At 59.8% G+C, this 14,921-nt stretch carries 13 protein-coding genes; 5 read left to right on the top strand and 8 right to left on the bottom strand.

What is annotated here, in order from left to right; genetic code table 11:
* Positions 1 to 55: 55 nt before the first annotated feature.
* Positions 56 to 310 (bottom strand): 30S ribosomal protein S16, encoded by a 255-nt coding sequence (gene rpsP, locus SBC1_RS12475; RefSeq protein WP_031361027.1) that lies wholly within the window; start codon positions 308 to 310, stop codon positions 56 to 58.
* A 360-nt stretch (positions 311 to 670) separates the two neighbouring features.
* Here rpsP and SBC1_RS12480 point away from each other — a divergent pair, with 360 nt between their 5' ends.
* Positions 671 to 1,768 (top strand): sorbosone dehydrogenase family protein, encoded by a 1,098-nt coding sequence (locus SBC1_RS12480; protein WP_241201938.1) that lies wholly within the window; start codon positions 671 to 673, stop codon positions 1,766 to 1,768.
* A gap of 171 nt (positions 1,769 to 1,939) precedes the next feature.
* Positions 1,940 to 2,434 (top strand): NINE protein, encoded by a 495-nt coding sequence (locus tag SBC1_RS12485; RefSeq protein ID WP_165092232.1) that lies wholly within the window; start codon positions 1,940 to 1,942, stop codon positions 2,432 to 2,434.
* A gap of 52 nt (positions 2,435 to 2,486) precedes the next feature.
* On the opposite strand, the gene SBC1_RS12490 is transcribed toward SBC1_RS12485, so the two are convergent.
* Positions 2,487 to 3,632: a PA0069 family radical SAM protein gene (locus SBC1_RS12490; RefSeq protein WP_165987825.1), complete on the bottom strand. Its 1,146-nt coding sequence runs from the start codon at positions 3,630 to 3,632 to the stop codon at positions 2,487 to 2,489.
* Positions 3,633 to 3,700: 68 nt separating this feature from the next.
* Positions 3,701 to 4,189, bottom strand: a complete 489-nt coding sequence (locus SBC1_RS12495; protein ID WP_165092234.1) for an Lrp/AsnC ligand binding domain-containing protein — start codon at positions 4,187 to 4,189, stop codon at positions 3,701 to 3,703.
* Between the two features lie 149 nt (positions 4,190 to 4,338).
* Between SBC1_RS12495 and SBC1_RS12500 the strand changes: the two genes are divergently transcribed.
* The gene (locus tag SBC1_RS12500; RefSeq protein ID WP_165092235.1) at positions 4,339 to 5,631 is read left to right on the top strand and encodes a D-amino acid dehydrogenase; all 1,293 of its coding nucleotides are present in this window, start codon (positions 4,339 to 4,341) and stop codon (positions 5,629 to 5,631) included.
* Positions 5,632 to 5,738: 107 nt separating this feature from the next.
* On the opposite strand, the gene SBC1_RS12505 is transcribed toward SBC1_RS12500, so the two are convergent.
* From SBC1_RS12505 to SBC1_RS12515, 3 genes are all read right to left on the bottom strand, one after another.
* Entirely contained in the window at positions 5,739 to 7,529 is a 1,791-nt protein-coding gene (locus SBC1_RS12505) for an acyl-CoA dehydrogenase (protein WP_165987827.1), read from the bottom strand.
* A 94-nt stretch (positions 7,530 to 7,623) separates the two neighbouring features.
* Positions 7,624 to 8,559 (bottom strand): electron transfer flavoprotein subunit alpha/FixB family protein, encoded by a 936-nt coding sequence (locus SBC1_RS12510; RefSeq protein WP_165092237.1) that lies wholly within the window; start codon positions 8,557 to 8,559, stop codon positions 7,624 to 7,626.
* Between the two features lie 13 nt (positions 8,560 to 8,572).
* The gene (locus tag SBC1_RS12515; RefSeq protein WP_165092238.1) at positions 8,573 to 9,322 is read right to left on the bottom strand and encodes an electron transfer flavoprotein subunit beta/FixA family protein; all 750 of its coding nucleotides are present in this window, start codon (positions 9,320 to 9,322) and stop codon (positions 8,573 to 8,575) included.
* Positions 9,323 to 9,636: 314 nt separating this feature from the next.
* Here SBC1_RS12515 and SBC1_RS12520 point away from each other — a divergent pair, with 314 nt between their 5' ends.
* Positions 9,637 to 10,533 (top strand): alpha/beta hydrolase, encoded by an 897-nt coding sequence (locus SBC1_RS12520; RefSeq protein ID WP_165987829.1) that lies wholly within the window; start codon positions 9,637 to 9,639, stop codon positions 10,531 to 10,533.
* Between the two features lie 41 nt (positions 10,534 to 10,574).
* On the opposite strand, the gene SBC1_RS12525 is transcribed toward SBC1_RS12520, so the two are convergent.
* Complete coding sequence (locus SBC1_RS12525; RefSeq protein WP_165092240.1) at positions 10,575 to 11,498, bottom strand: histone deacetylase family protein; 924 nt, start codon at positions 11,496 to 11,498, stop codon at positions 10,575 to 10,577.
* A 307-nt stretch (positions 11,499 to 11,805) separates the two neighbouring features.
* Between SBC1_RS12525 and mltB the strand changes: the two genes are divergently transcribed.
* Entirely contained in the window at positions 11,806 to 12,978 is a 1,173-nt protein-coding gene (gene mltB, locus SBC1_RS12530; protein WP_165092241.1) for a lytic murein transglycosylase B, read from the top strand.
* A gap of 93 nt (positions 12,979 to 13,071) precedes the next feature.
* On the opposite strand, the gene cysM is transcribed toward mltB, so the two are convergent.
* A complete protein-coding gene (gene cysM, locus SBC1_RS12535; protein WP_165092242.1) occupies positions 13,072 to 13,974 on the bottom strand; it encodes a cysteine synthase CysM in 903 nt (300 codons plus the stop codon).
* Between the last annotated feature and the right edge of the window lie 947 nt (positions 13,975 to 14,921).

Genomic DNA, 14,921 nt, shown 5'->3' on the forward strand with positions numbered 1-14,921 from the left:
CAGCTGGAATCGATCGGATCACAAGTACCCGAACGATCGACTGCAGCAAGCGCACTTAAGCAGCCGGCTGAGCTTGTTGCGATTGCTTGACCAGACGTGCAACTGTCGGCGACAACTGCGCGCCGTTGTCTTGCCAGTACGTCAGGCGATCTTGGGCGATACGCAGCGATTCGCCTTTGGTCGCGACCGGGTTGTAGAAACCCACGCGTTCAATGAAGCGGCCATCACGGCGGCTACGCGAATCAGTTGCAACGATGTTGTAAAACGGGCGCTTCTTGGAGCCGCCACGAGCCAAGCGGATGATAACCATGCTGAAATCCTTGAAAACCGGGGTTCGGAACTACCAAAACACGCGATTATAGCGGCAAAACGATGCCTTAACAAACACTTGCGTCGATTAATCAAGATGGAACGTGGTCCGCAGCGCGCCATTCGACCGACCATCGCCCGCGCTGACGCAGCGCAAGGCGGGTTTTTCAAGACTTCGCGGGGCAGCGCGCAGTGTCATTTTGGGGAGACAGATGTGGACTCGCTCATGACTTTGACCGGTAAAGATTTCTTCGGCGACGATTCGCGGCGGAGAAGGAGAATCCGTCTTGCCGGAGGCTGCGTCCGACGTTTCGCCCGATCCCTCGTGCATTCGGCCTGTTCTGCCTTTTTAGCGGCGAATGTGCTGACGAATGTACTAGTCGTAGCGGCGGCCGCGTTCGTCGCCGATGGCGCTTTCGCGGCGCTACCGATTGATGAGATCAAGCTGCCGCCGGGCTTCAGCATCGCCGTCCTCTCCGACGACGTCCCGAGCGCCCGCGCCATGGTTTTATCGCCTAAAGGCGTACTTTACGCCGGAAGCCTCGACGGGCACGTCTACGCGCTCGAGTTGAAAGACGGCCGCGTGGTGGCGAAACACGTGATCGCGTCAGGTCTGGACGAGCCTGCGGGCGTGGCGTTCCGCGACGGCGCCCTCTATGTCTCCGCGATCTCCCGCATCCTGCGCTTCGACGACATAGACAATCACCTCGATGCGCCGCCCAAACCCGTAGTGGTCACTGACAAACTGCCTTCCGACCGGCATCACGGCTGGAAATTCATCGCATTCGGCCCGGACGGCAAGCTGTATGTGCCAACCGGCGCGCCGTGCAACATTTGCAATCCGGATCGCAAGCGGTATGCGCTGATCGCCCGGATGAACCCGGACGGCACCGACTACGAAGTCTTTGCGAACGGCGTGCGCAACACGGTGGGTTTCGACTGGGATCCGCGCACGAAGGAACTTTGGTTCACCGACAACGGCCGTGACATGCTCGGCGACGATATCCCCGACGACAAGCTCAACCGCGCGCCGAAAGCCGGCATGGACTTCGGTTTCCCCTACTGCCACGGTGGCGATGTTGCCGACCCCGAATACGGCGCGGGCCATCCGTGTTCCGGGTTCACACCGCCCGTGGTCAAGCTTGGCGCGCACGTGGCGTCGCTCGGCATGCGCTTCTATACAGGCACGATGTTCCCCGCCGACTATAAGAACAACATATTCATCGCGGAACACGGGTCGTGGAACCGCAGCACGAAGGTGGGGTATCGGGTAGTACGGATCGTGGTGGGTGCGAATGGCGAGAAAGCGCGCATGGAGCCGTTCGCCCAAGGCTGGCTCCGTCCGCACGAACAAGTGTGGGGCCGTCCCGCCGATGTCCTGCCAATGTCCGACGGCTCGCTTCTCGTCAGCGACGACTACGCGGGTGCAATCTACCGGATTACGTACGCGCAACCTTGACGTTGCCGTGGTCTTGCAGTGACATTGCCTTGACCCGGTCGCCGCACGCCGAGCCGTTTAGCCGCGTGAGCGCCCACCCTTGCGAGCGTAGAATGCCGCGTCGGCACGAAAGTATTGTCTTTTGTGCCAATCCGCTCCTATCGCTCACTGCATTTTCCTTTTCGTTTCCCGATGAACCACTCGCCTTCAACTGCCACGCATCCATCGAAACCAACGTCAAACGGGCGTTTCCGCTCGAAAACGCTGACCGCCGCGCTCGCCTTCTTTTTGGGCAGTATCGGCGCGCATCGGTTTTATTTGTACGGTTTGCGCGACAAGTTCGGCTGGGCGCACATTGCTGGCATCCTGCTGGGCGTGGCCGGTTACCTGCTGCTCGCGGCAACGGAGCGGGCTTCGATTCTCGGCTGGGTCCTGGTCGTGCCCGGCGCCATTTCACTGCTGGCGGCGTTCTTGTCGGCGATCGTCTATGGCTTGCGCCCCGACGAAAAATGGGACGCTCAGTTCAATCCGCAAACCGCCCAACATAGCGAATCCGGCTGGGCAGTCATTTTCGTCGTGATCTTTGCTTTGTTGTTTGGCGCGTTCCTGCTGATGGCTGGTCTTGCCGTCACCTTCCAGACTTACTTCGAAGGCCAGGTTCAAGCAGCTAAAGAGTTGTCGCAGTAAGCGAAGCGCAAGTGTCGTAGCGACTCTGGCCAGGAGTCGCTACCTCCACGCTTCAAAACAACTTCATCTGCGCACTGTCTGCGACCGCCCGTGGATTTCGACGCACCGCCTTCTCAACGCGCCGAAACTCCGACATATCCAGAATTCCGCGCTGCCGTTGATTCAGGCCAAGCCGCTTCGTGGCGTTATGAAAACGCTGCTTGAGCATGTCGGCCCACAAACCTTCGCCTTTCATCCGCTTCGAAAAATCCGAGTCGTAGTCCTTGCCGCCGCGCATATCGCGCACACGCCCCATCACACGTTCAGCCCGATCCGGGAAATGTGCCGCGAGCCAGTCCTTGAACAATGGCGCCACCTCCCACGGCAAGCGCAAAACGATGTAACTCGCACTCGTTGCCCCCGCTTCCGCGCATGCCTCCAGCACCCGCTCCATGTCCGGTTCTGTGACGAATGGAATCATGGGAGCGACGCTGACGCCTACCGGAATGCCCGCTTCGGTCAACGCCCGAATAGTGCGCAGCCTTCTTGAAGGCGTGGCGGCGCGCGGCTCGAGCGTGCGGGCAATCTCTGCGTCGAGCGTGGTAATGGTGATGGCGGCCATGACCTGTCCCTTCTGCGCCATAGGTGCAAGCAGGTCGATGTCCCGCTCGATCAGCGACGACTTCGTGATTGCCGCAAACGGATGCCCGCGTTCACTCAGGATCTCGATAACCCGCCGCGTGATCCGTAAATTCCGTTCGACGGGCTGATACGCGTCGGTAATTACGCCCAGCGCGATTGGCTCCGGCTGATAGGACGGTTTGTCCAATTCCCGCTCGAGCAATTCGCCAGCATTGATCTTGGCGTAGATCCGGCTTTCGAAATCCAGTCCCGGCGATAATCCCAAATAACTATGCGTAGGCCGCGCGAAGCAATAGATACAGCCATGCTCGCAGCCACGGTACGGATTCAGCGACACTGAAAACGGGATATCAGGCGATGAATTGTGCGTCAGGATGCTCTTCGCACGTTCCTCGAACACTTGCGTGCGCAGGACCGGTGCGTCATCGGCTTCCCCGTCCTCGCTGACATGTGTCCAGCCGTCGTCTACCCGTTCGCGCTCATCCTTCTCGTAACGCCCCTGAAGGTTCGTGACCGCCCCTCGGCCCTTGAGCGGCGCGGGCGGAGCAACAGGATATTCGTGGTCGTGAGAAGCCATAGCCGCAGAATGAAAGCGAGAAAGTACTGTACAAATATACAGTAAATTTCCCCGACCGCAAGCTCATTTCAGGCGTCCACTGCAATGGTCAGCGTTTCCTTGATTTCCTCCATCACCACATAGCTTTTCGACTGCACGGCGCCCGGCAGTTGCAGCAGAATGTCGCCGAGCAGCTTGCGGTAATCGGCCATTTCACCAATACGCGCCTTGATCAGGTAGTCGAAATCACCGGAAACGAGATGGCATTCCAGCACCTCGGGAATACGCTGCACTTCGCGCCGGAACTGCTCGAACATATTGCCGCTTTTGTGATCGAGGGTGATCTCGACGAACACCAGCAGCGACGCCCCCAACTGATGCGGATTCACCCGCGCGAAATACCCCGCGATCACCTGGTCACGCTCCATGCGTTTGACGCGCTCAATGCAAGGCGTTACCGAGAGCCCGACCTGCTCGGCCAGATCTTTCATCGCGATGCGCCCGTCCTGTTGAAGGATCTTCAGGATGCGGCGATCGATCTTGTCGAGTTCTCGTACTGAATTTCGTTGCGTTCTCATTGCTTTCCACTGAAAAGTGAATAAATACAATAACAAAAACTGCCTCGGTATCAATACTATAGTCGATACCACTATGTAACCCGCTACTCACACGGCTTCAGTCAAAACGAAGCGAATGACCGGCGGACACACTTTGCACGGAGCAAGGAATGCGAGTCGTAATTCTGGGAAGCGGTGTTGTCGGCGTCACGAGCGCCTACTATCTGGCGCGCGCGGGGCACGAAGTAACCGTAATCGATCGTGAAGCGGGAGCGGCGCTCGAAACGAGTTTCGCGAACGCAGGTCAGATCTCGCCTGGTTACGCATCGCCGTGGGCCGCGCCCGGCGTGCCGCTCAAAGCAATCAAATGGATGTTTGAGAAACACGCACCACTCGCGATCCGTCTGGACGGAACGTCGTTTCAATTGAAGTGGATGTGGCAAATGCTGCAGAACTGCACGCAGGCTCGCTATTCGGTCAACAAGGGTCGCATGGTGCGCCTGGCCGAATACAGCCGCGATTGCCTGCAGGCACTGCGCGCGGACACCGGCATCAATTACGAAGGCCGAACCGGCGGCACGCTGCAGGTTTTCCGGACCCAGCAACAACTCGATGGCGCCGCGAAGGACATCGCCGTATTGCGCGACGCGAACGTGCCGTTCGAATTGCTCACACCGGCTCAATTGCAAAACGCTGAACCAGCGCTTGCCGCTGTGTCGCATAAGCTGACCGGCGGCTTGCGCCTGCCGAACGACGAAACCGGCGATTGCCAGAAATTCACGACCCGCCTCGCCGCCATGGCCGAGCAGCTTGGCGTGAAATTCCGCTACAACACGCCAATCGACGCGCTCGCGGTAAGCGGCGGACGGATCGCCGGCGTGCAGTGTGGTGGAGAGACCATTCGCGGTGACTCGTACGTTGTCGCGCTGGGTTCGTACTCCACGAAATTGCTGGGCAGTCTTGTCGACATCCCCGTGTATCCGCTGAAGGGTTATTCGATCACGGCACCCGTTGTGAACGAAAGTGCCGCGCCGGTTTCCACCGTTCTCGACGAAACGTACAAGATTGCGATCACCCGTTTCGATGACCGGATTCGCGTCGGCGGAATGGCGGAGATCGTTGGCTTCAATAAATCGCTGAGTCAGGCGCGTCGGGAAACGCTCGAAATGTGCGTGAACGACCTGTTCCCTGGCGGCGGCGATACCGCGCAGGCATCGTTCTGGACCGGCCTGCGTCCGATGACGCCGGACGGCACGCCTATCGTTGGCCGTACGCCGGTGCCGAACCTGTTCCTCAATACGGGTCACGGCACGCTGGGTTGGACCATGTCGTGCGGATCGGGCCAGATGCTGGCCGACCTGATGTCGGGGAAGCAACCGGCAATCCAGTCTGACGATTTGTCGGTGCATCGGTATTTCGGCGAAACGCGTACGAATACGCGGCCGTCGTATGCAGGTGCTTGAGTTGGATTTTCACGTCTAACCACGAACGAGCGCACGGTTCAAAGAAAATGCCGTCCCTGACTTTCGTCAGGGACGGCATTTTTCATGGCCCCGCTTAACGCAGCGAATCAGAACTGATCCTCGCTCAGCGCGAGATACCCTTCCTGCCCGTTGCCGCTGACTATCGATGCTTCAATGCCCGGTGCTTGCGACAAAATATGCTCCGCGAAGAACTGGGCGGTGGCGATCTTGGCGCCATAAAACGCTTCGTCTTCAGCGCGCTTGTCTGAGGCTGCCAGCAGTGCTCGCGCCATTTGCCACCCACCGAACACAATGCCCGCCAGCTTCAAATACGGCACGCTGCCGGCAAAGACCGCATTCGGGTCGCTTTTCACCTTGGCCACCATGAACTCGACCACGCGTGCCAGCGAGAGGCTTCCCGCGCTCAAATATCGATGCATCGAACTAAACGCCTGCCCGTCACGCCCGGCTAGTTGCGCGATGGTCTGATCGATCTGCGCGAAAATCGCCTGCGCCGTCGCTCCGGCGTCACGCACGGTCTTGCGGCCGATCAGATCATTAGCCTGGATCGCGGTCGTGCCTTCATAGATGGTGAGAATGCGCGCGTCGCGGTAATACTGCGCCGCGCCCGTTTCCTCGATGAACCCCATGCCGCCATGAACCTGCACGCCAAGGCTCGCGACGTCGATGGAAAGCTCCGTGCTCCAGCCCTTCACGATCGGCACAAGAAACTCGTAGATCGCCTGATGGCTGGCGCGCGCGGCCTCATCGGGATGATGATGCGCAAGGTCGCAATGCGCCGCCGCGACGTAAGCGAGCGCACGCGACGCTTCGGTCAGCGCGCGCATGGTGGAGAGCATGCGGCGCACGTCGGGGTGATGAATGATCGACACCGGCTGTTTGGCGGAGCCATCGACCGGCCGGCTCTGCACGCGATCCTTCGCGAACGCGACGGCCTTCTGATACGCCCGCTCCGACACCGCCACGCCCTGCAGCCCGACCGCGAAGCGCGCGGCGTTCATCATGATGAACATGTACTCCAGCCCGCGATTTTCCTCACCGATCAACTGGCCAATCGCGCCGCCGTGATCGCCGAATTGCAGCACGGCTGTCGGGCTCGCTTTGATCCCGAGCTTGTGTTCGATCGATACGCAATGCACGTCGTTGCGAGCACCGAGCGTGCCGTTTTCATTAACCAGGAACTTCGGCACGATAAAGAGCGAGATGCCCTTCACGCCGTCGGGCGCGTTGGGCGTACGCGCCAGCACAAGATGGGCGATATTCTTCGCCATGTCGTGCTCGCCATAAGTGATGAAAATCTTCGTGCCGAAGAGTTTGAACGTGCCGTCGCCATGCGGCTCGGCGCGTGTGCGGACCAGCGCAAGATCGGAACCGGCTTGCGGTTCGGTGAGGTTCATCGTGCCGGTCCATTCGCCGGAAATCAGCTTGGGCACGTAGAGCTGCTTCTGTTCCTCGGTCCCAGCGGTTAGCAATGCTTCGATAGCACCATCGGTAAGCAGCGGGCACAGCGCAAACGAGAGGTTCGCCGCGTTCAGCATTTCGATGCAGGGCGTTGCGATCAGCTTGGGCAAGCCCTGGCCTTCATACTCGACCGGATGCAGCACGCCTTGCCAGCCGCCCTCGCCGAACTGGCGGAATGCTTCCTTGAAACCGGGCGTGGTCGTGACTTCGCCGTCCTTCCAAAAGCTCGGGTTCTTGTCGCCTTCGAAGTTCAACGGCGCGACGACTTCGTTGTTAAAGCGCGCGGCTTCTTCGAGCACGGCCTGTGCGGTGTCGAGACTGGCGTCCTCGAAACCCGGCAACGCCGCGATGGATTCTATGTCGGCTAGTTCCTTCATCACGAACAGCATGTCCTTGACGGGTGCTCTATAGCTCATGTCTTGTCTCCCCCAACAGATGTGAAAAGGGGCGCACGTATGTCGCCCCTTTTTTGCGGTCTTGCTTTTCCCCAGCCGATGGCTCTAGGAACGATCAGCCAAGTTCTTTCACGAGTTCTGGCACCACCGTGAACAAATCACCCACGAGGCCATAGTCCGCCACACCGAAGATCGGTGCTTCCGCGTCCTTGTTGATCGCGACGATGACCTTTGAGTCCTTCATCCCGGCCAAGTGCTGGATCGCGCCCGAGATACCGACCGCGACGTACAAGTTAGGCGCCACGATCTTGCCGGTTTGCCCGACTTGATAATCGTTCGGCACGAACCCCGCATCGACTGCCGCACGCGATGCGCCCAGCGCCGCGCCAAGTTTGTCCGCCAGCGGTTCCAGCACTTTCGTGTAGTTCTCGCCGCTGCCCAAACCCCGTCCGCCCGACACAATGATCTTTGCCGACGTCAGCTCCGGCCGGTCCAGCTTCGTCAACTCGCGGCTCACGAACTTCGAGATACCCGTGTCGGCCGTTGCTTCGATCTTCTCTACCGATGCGCTGCCGCCTTCTGCCGCCACCGGATCGAAACCCGTGGTGCGGACCGTGATGACCTTGATCGCATCGCTCGATTGAACGGTAGCGATGGCGTTGCCCGCGTAGATGGGGCGTTCGAACGTATCAGGCGAATCCACTGCGGTGATGTCGCTGATCTGCGCCACATCCAGATGCGCCGCAATACGCGGTGCAATGTTCTTTCCGTACGGGGTCGCCGGTGCCAGGATATGCGAGTAGTTCTTCGCGATCTGCACCACCGTTCCGTCGATGTTTTCTGCCAGGCCATCGGCGAGTTGCGGGGCATCAGCAAGCAGCACTTTTGCTACTCCCACAATCTTCGCCGCTGCATCGGCCGCCGCTTGCGCGTTCGAACCGGCGATCAGCACGTGGATATCGCCGCCGATCTTCTGGGCCGCTGCGATGGTGTTCAACGTCGCTGGTTTGACCGACGTGTTGTCGTGTTCTGCAATTACAAGAATGGTCACTTTGGAAACTCCCTCACAGAACCTTGGCTTCGGTCTTCAACTTCTCGACCAGCGTCTTCACGTCCGGCACCTTCACGCCTGCGGAGCGCTGCGGCGGTTCAGCAACCTTGAGCGTCTTCAGGCGCGGCGTAACGTCGACACCCAGGTCTGCGGGCTTGAGCGTTTCCATCGGCTTCTTCTTGGCCTTCATGATATTGGGCAGCGTCACGTAACGCGGCTCATTCAGGCGCAAGTCCGTGGTAACCACGGCCGGCAACGTCAGGGACAGCGTTTCCGAGCCGCCATCGACTTCACGCGCAACGGTGGCTTTGCCGTCGGCGACTGTCACCTTCGAGGCGAACGTGGCTTGCGGCAAACCGGCCAGCGCAGCGAGCATCTGACCCGTCTGATTCGAGTCATCGTCAATGGCTTGCTTGCCGAGGATAATCAGTTGCGGCTGCTCTTTATCGACCAGCGCCTTCAAAATCTTCGCCACCGCCAACGGCTGCAATTCCTCAGTCGATTCGACCAGGATCGCGCGATCGGCACCAATCGCCAGCGCGGTACGCAGCGTTTCCTGACATTGCGTCACGCCGCACGACACCGCGATCACTTCGGTCGCCACGCCCGCTTCGCGCAAGCGCACGGCTTCTTCCACAGCGATTTCATCGAACGGATTCATCGACATCTTCACGTTCGCGATGTCCACTCCACTGCCATCCGGCTTCACCCGGACTTTCACGTTGTAGTCGACCACGCGTTTGACTGGCACCAAGATTTTCATGCACACGCTCCTAAGTTACGAATACATCATCCCAAGTCCATTATAACGAGTGACTCCCGCCGCCGAATGCTAACGGCGGACTACAAAGGACCCCCTCAGACTCTGCACAATCAGTAGACGTTTAATTTTTACAGCACGATCGTTCGATTTTACGGGTAGAACAGCATGGATGACAATCGGGGATTGCGCTCTAAACGGCACATTCGCGACTTTTCCGCTAGTCATTCTTATGACCCTTTTGCTCCAGACATGCTGCAAGGCGGGCAGGCGCATGAGGACTATCATCTGCGGCATCCCGATTTTGCCGACTGGCCATGCCAAAAACCCCGCACAGCACGTATTCGACCAGCAGTATTGCCACCGCCGATGGCATCGACCTTCATCTTCATCGATGGCAAGCCGCCGCCACGTTCCCCAAACCGCTGGCGCGAATCGCGCTGGTGCACGGGCTGGCCGAGCATGCACGCCGATACGACGCCTTCGCGCTGCGCCTGAACGCGGCGGGCATCGAATTGATTGCAGCGGATCTGCGTGGCCACGGCAAGTCTCCCGGCGAGCGTGTGTGGATCGAATCCTTCGACGACTATCTGCTCGACACCGATGCCCTGCTCAACGCCGCCGACACCACCGCGCCGCTCAAGATCCCGCTGTTCCTGATGGGGCATAGCATGGGTGGCGCAATTGCAGCGCTGTATGCCGCCGAGCGCCTGCCGGAAAGCGGCCGGGAGCTGGCCGGGCTGATCCTGTCGAGCGCCGCGCTCAAACCGCCGGCCGACGCGCCGCGCTGGAAGCTCAAGCTGGGCGGCCTGATCAGCCCGCTGATGCCGCGTTTTCCCGCGCTGACCATTGATCCAGCCGCGTTGTCCCGTGCGCACGGCGTGGTCGAGGCGAACCGGCGGGATCCGCTGGTGCATCATCGGGCTATACCGGCCCGAACGGCGTCGCAGATTGTCGCCGCCATGCGCCGTATCGCTGCAAAGCGCACGTCGATCAACCTGCCGCTGTTCGTGTTTCATGGCACGAAGGACGCGCTCACCAACCCCGACGGCAGTCGCGAGTTCGAAGCCAACACCGGTTCTACCGACAGCACCCTGCTGATCCTGGAAGGCAGTTATCACGAGACGCTCAACGATCTCGACCGCGATCGTGTGATCAAGGCGCTGATCGACTGGACGCTTGTACGTGCGGACCTTCAGCGTTCGCGCATGTAAGGTTACGGGCTCGCAGCGAGTCTCGCCATAAGCGCAGCGGCTTAGATGTCGGCCAGCGCGCGCACATGCGCGACCACGCTTCGCCCCAGCGCCGACAGGTTGTACCCGCCCTCCAGACTGCTCACTATCCTGCCCTTGGCGTGCCGCTTCGCCACCGCACGGATCTGCTCGGTCAGCCACGTGTAGTCGTCCTCGACCAGCCCCATATTGCCGAGATCATCCTCGCGATGCGCATCGAAACCTGCGGAGACGAAGATCATCTGCGGCTTGAATTCATCGAGTCTGGGCAGCCACATCATGTCAACGGCTTCGCGCACAGCCATGCCTTTCGTACGCGCGGGCATCGGCAGATTGACCATGTTCGATGCGTGATTATCAGCGCCGCTGTACGGATAGAACGGGTGCTGGAAAAAGCTGCACATCAGCACGCGCGGATCGCCCGAGAATGCGGCTTCCGTGCCGTTACCGTGATGTACGTCGAAATCGATGATAGCCACACGCTCTAGCCCATGCACCTCCAGCGCGTGTCGCGCGGCGATCGCGATGTTGTTGAAGAAGCAGAAGCCCATCGCGCGCGCTGGCTCCGCGTGATGTCCGGGCGGCCGCACGCTGCAAAACGCGTTGTCGTAGGTGCCGGCGATCACGGCGTCGGTGGCGGCGACCGCGGCGCCTGCGGCGCGCAATGCGGCGTGGTAAGAGCCCGGCGACATCAGCGTATCCGGGTCAATCTCCGCGCGGCCCACTGATGGCGCAGTCTCCTTCACGAAGTCGATATGCGCCTGCGTATGAACCCGCGCCAGGTCCTCTTCACTCGCGAGCGGTGCTTCTTCGCGCTCGATCAGGGTGTCGATACGGCTTGCGATCAACTGATCCTCGATCGCCTGAAGGCGCGCGGGACACTCGGGATGCCACGGACCCATATCGTGAAGAAGGCAATCTGGATGGGTATAAAAGCCGGTAGCCATGATGGGTTGCGCAGCCGGGCGTGCCGTACCGCGTGTCTCGTATGGTTCAGATGTTTTTGTCGGGCGCGGTGCGAGCCCCTTCCTGCCGTGCACCAGCTAGCGGCCGAACGCCGCACCGCGCGGGTTATTGTTAAGTTACCACACTGGAAATGGTGCGGCCGACCAGCAACGCTTTTGCAGCGTCCGCGCCCGCTCACAAGGCTTTCGGGATGGTCCCGAAAACGCGTCGGTTATACTGGTCCGACTCTCGTATGCCCTGCTCGTTTTCCAGCGCGCCTCGCGTTACATCGCCACAATTACGCACACTATGAACTTCAAGTTTGCTTCGACCGTCTTGCCTCTTTCGGTGCGAACCGCGCGCCTCGCCACCATCGCCGGCCTGGTTTGCGCACTTGGCACATTCAGTATCGGCCAGGCAGTTGCGCAATCGCAGCCGCAATCCGCACCCGTGCAAGGGCAGATGTTCGAAGAAGAGATCGTGCCGCAGCGTTACGCGAACAATCCGAATGTGGACGCGTTCATTAACGATATGGTTGCGCGTTACGACTTCGATTCCGCCGCCCTGCACGACCTGTTCAATCGCGTAAGTTATTCGGCAACCGCAGTGAAACTGGTCCTGCCGTCGCCCACGCCAGCCACCAAGAACTGGCGCGCGTATCAGGCGCGTTTTATTGAGCCAGTACGCATTGCCGCCGGCGTGAAATTCTGGCGCGCGAACCAGGCCGCTTTGCAGCGCGCATCGGATCAGTACGGCGTGCCGCCCGAGGCGATTGTCGGGATTATTGGCGTGGAGACAATCTATGGCCGGTACATGGGTAACTTCCGCGCGCTCGATGCGCTGACCACGCTCACCTTTGATTATCCCAACACGCCGAACCGCGCGGAACGGCAAGCGACCTTCCGCAAGAATCTCGAGGATCTGCTGGTGTGGACGCACGACCAGCAAATCGATCCAACCACCGTGCTCGGGTCGTACACCGGCGCAATCGGCATTCCGCAATTCCTGCCGAGCAGCATCGTGCAGTACGCGGTGGATTTCGACGGTAACGGCCACATCGATTTGCGGAACAGTCCCGCCGATGCCATCGGCAGTGTCGCGAACTATCTGAGCAAGCACGGCTGGGAATCGGGACGGCCGGTGGTCTGGAAGATTGCCGGCGACACGGGCAGCCAGGGTATTGCGCAAGCTGCCGCGGATGGTCAACCTGAGCCGCACTGGTCGCTCGCCCAGCTCACGAAAGCCGGCATGCTGATGAGCGAACCGGGGCTCAACATCGCGGCCGAAGCGGGCACGCCAGTGACGGTCGTCGACTTGCCGACGCCGGGCCGACCGACCGAATACACGCTCGGCTTGAAGAACTTCTACGTGCTTACGCGCTACAACCGCAGCTTCTTCTATGCACTCGCTGTGTATCAGCTTGGCGAAGCGGTGAAGGCGCAAATGGCAGCGGGAAATGGCGGCGGTTCAGCGTCGCAATGACGTAGCCGTCAAGCGTCTTTGACTCCCGCACTATGCAAAAAGCCCGGTCGACACCGGGCTTTTTGTTTGTGCTTCTGACTTTGCACTTGTGTCTCAGGCCGGAAACACGCCCGTCGACAGATAGCGGTCACCGCGATCGCAGACGACGAACACGATGGTTGCGTTCTCGACCTGGCGCGCCACACGCAACGCTACTTCGCACGCGCCGGCAGCGGAAATCCCGCAGAAAATGCCTTCCACCGATGCCAGCCGCCGCGCCATTGCTTCGGATGCAGCCTGACTGACGTTTTCCGTGCGGTCCACGCGGCTGCGATCGAAGATTTTTGGCAGATAGGCCTCGGGCCATTTGCGGATGCCAGGGATGCGCGAGCCTTCTTCCGGTTGCGCCCCAATGATCTCAATGTTCGCGTTCTGTTCTTTCAGATATTGCGACACGCCCATGATGGTGCCGGTCGTGCCCATGGCAGACACGAAATGCGTGATGCGGCCTTCGGTGTCGCGCCAGAGTTCCGGGCCGGTTGTCTCGTAGTGGGCGAGCGGATTATCCGGATTCGCGAACTGGTCGAGGATGATGCCTTTGCCGTCGCGCTGCATTTGCTCGGCGAGATCGCGGGCGTATTCCATGCCGCCGGTGACTGGCGTGAGCACGATTTGCGCGCCGTAGGCTGCCATGCTCTGGCGACGTTCGATCGACAGGTCTTCCGGCATGAGGAGCACCATTTTGTAGCCGCGAATGGCTGCGGCCATGGCGAGTGCAATACCGGTGTTGCCGCTTGTTGATTCGATCAGCGTATCGCCCGGTTTGATGCGACCGCGCTCTTCCGCCTTCTTGATCATCGAAAGTGCCGGACGGTCCTTCACCGAACCCGCCGGGTTGTTGCCCTCGAGCTTGCCGAGGATCACGTTGTTGCGGCTGCGGATTTCGTCGTCCGGGATGCGGACCAGTTGCACCAGCGGCGTGTTGCCAATGGTGTCTTCGATAGTCTTGTAAGCCATAGCGGTCGTGGGGTTGCTGCGGTCGATAAGCTGTTGATTGTAGCCCAGGGGTTTTCGTTCGCACTTTGGGGTTTTGGGCGGGGGTTTGGGGTTGGGAGCGGGGTCTATGCTGGGGTGCCAGGTTTCAGGTTAGCGGGCGGGGTCTATGCCGGGTTGCCAGGTTCCTGCGTTTGCGGTCGGATTCAGTGCCGGGTTGCTGCTTTCGGCCTTAGCGGCCTGCTTAGGTTACCTAATTTCTTTATCGCTATTAGCCACTGCGCGTGGCGGCGCGTCATTTCTTTGTCCAAAGCGACAAAGAAACGAAGCAAAGAAAACGCTTTCAAACCACGCTACCCTAAGTGTCCACAGCGTGCAGTTTCTGTTCATGGGTGCCCCAAAAGCACGGTGCTCGCCAGAGCCTCGGATGTGTGAACCCCTCCTTCTCGCGAATCCTGACACGAACACGCTTCGCCCCCAACGCTCTCGGGCAAGCACCATTGCCAAGGAACCCGCACGGCATCACGCGTATTTGTTGCTCCATGTCTTGGCGGGTTAGCGGCATGGCGAGCACGGTTGTTTTTTTTGGGGTACGGCCTGACACACCTTGCGGCTCCATTTCGAGGCCGGTTGGCGACTTGGTTCGGCATACATACAAATTTGGAGGATGGTTTTACGCGGATAGCGCGGGGTGTTCCTTGGGCAGGTTCAGTCACTGGTGGCGAAGCGTGTGGGTATCCGTGTTCGGAGAAAGAGGGGTTCACACACCCGCAGTTCTGGCGAGCACCGTGCTTTTGGGGCACCCATGAATGGGAACTGCACGCTGTGGACACTTAGGGTAGCGCGGTTTGAAAGCGTTTTCTTTGCTTCGTTTCTTTGTCGCTTTGGACAAAGAAATGACGTGCCGCCACGCACAGTGGCTAATAGTGATAAAGAGAATATCCGACTTATGCAGACCACTAAGGCCGAAA

This window comes from Caballeronia sp. SBC1, from assembly GCF_011493005.1.
Lineage (GTDB): Bacteria > Pseudomonadota > Gammaproteobacteria > Burkholderiales > Burkholderiaceae > Caballeronia.

What these genes read in the sequence shown, in the direction of transcription:
- rpsP (WP_031361027.1), bottom strand. Translation starts at nt 310, where the DNA reads ATGGTTATCATCCGCTTGGCTCGTGGCGGCTCCAAGAAGCGCCCGTTT.
- SBC1_RS12485 (WP_165092232.1), top strand. Translation starts at nt 1,940, where the DNA reads ATGAACCACTCGCCTTCAACTGCCACGCATCCATCGAAACCAACGTCA.
- SBC1_RS12490 (WP_165987825.1), bottom strand. Translation starts at nt 3,632, where the DNA reads ATGGCTTCTCACGACCACGAATATCCTGTTGCTCCGCCCGCGCCGCTC.
- SBC1_RS12495 (WP_165092234.1), bottom strand. Translation starts at nt 4,189, where the DNA reads ATGAGAACGCAACGAAATTCAGTACGAGAACTCGACAAGATCGATCGC.
- SBC1_RS12500 (WP_165092235.1), top strand. Translation starts at nt 4,339, where the DNA reads ATGCGAGTCGTAATTCTGGGAAGCGGTGTTGTCGGCGTCACGAGCGCC.
- SBC1_RS12505 (WP_165987827.1), bottom strand. Translation starts at nt 7,529, where the DNA reads ATGAGCTATAGAGCACCCGTCAAGGACATGCTGTTCGTGATGAAGGAA.
- SBC1_RS12515 (WP_165092238.1), bottom strand. Translation starts at nt 9,322, where the DNA reads ATGAAAATCTTGGTGCCAGTCAAACGCGTGGTCGACTACAACGTGAAA.
- SBC1_RS12520 (WP_165987829.1), top strand. Translation starts at nt 9,637, where the DNA reads ATGCCAAAAACCCCGCACAGCACGTATTCGACCAGCAGTATTGCCACC.
- SBC1_RS12525 (WP_165092240.1), bottom strand. Translation starts at nt 11,498, where the DNA reads ATGGCTACCGGCTTTTATACCCATCCAGATTGCCTTCTTCACGATATG.
- mltB (WP_165092241.1), top strand. Translation starts at nt 11,806, where the DNA reads ATGAACTTCAAGTTTGCTTCGACCGTCTTGCCTCTTTCGGTGCGAACC.
- cysM (WP_165092242.1), bottom strand. Translation starts at nt 13,974, where the DNA reads ATGGCTTACAAGACTATCGAAGACACCATTGGCAACACGCCGCTGGTG.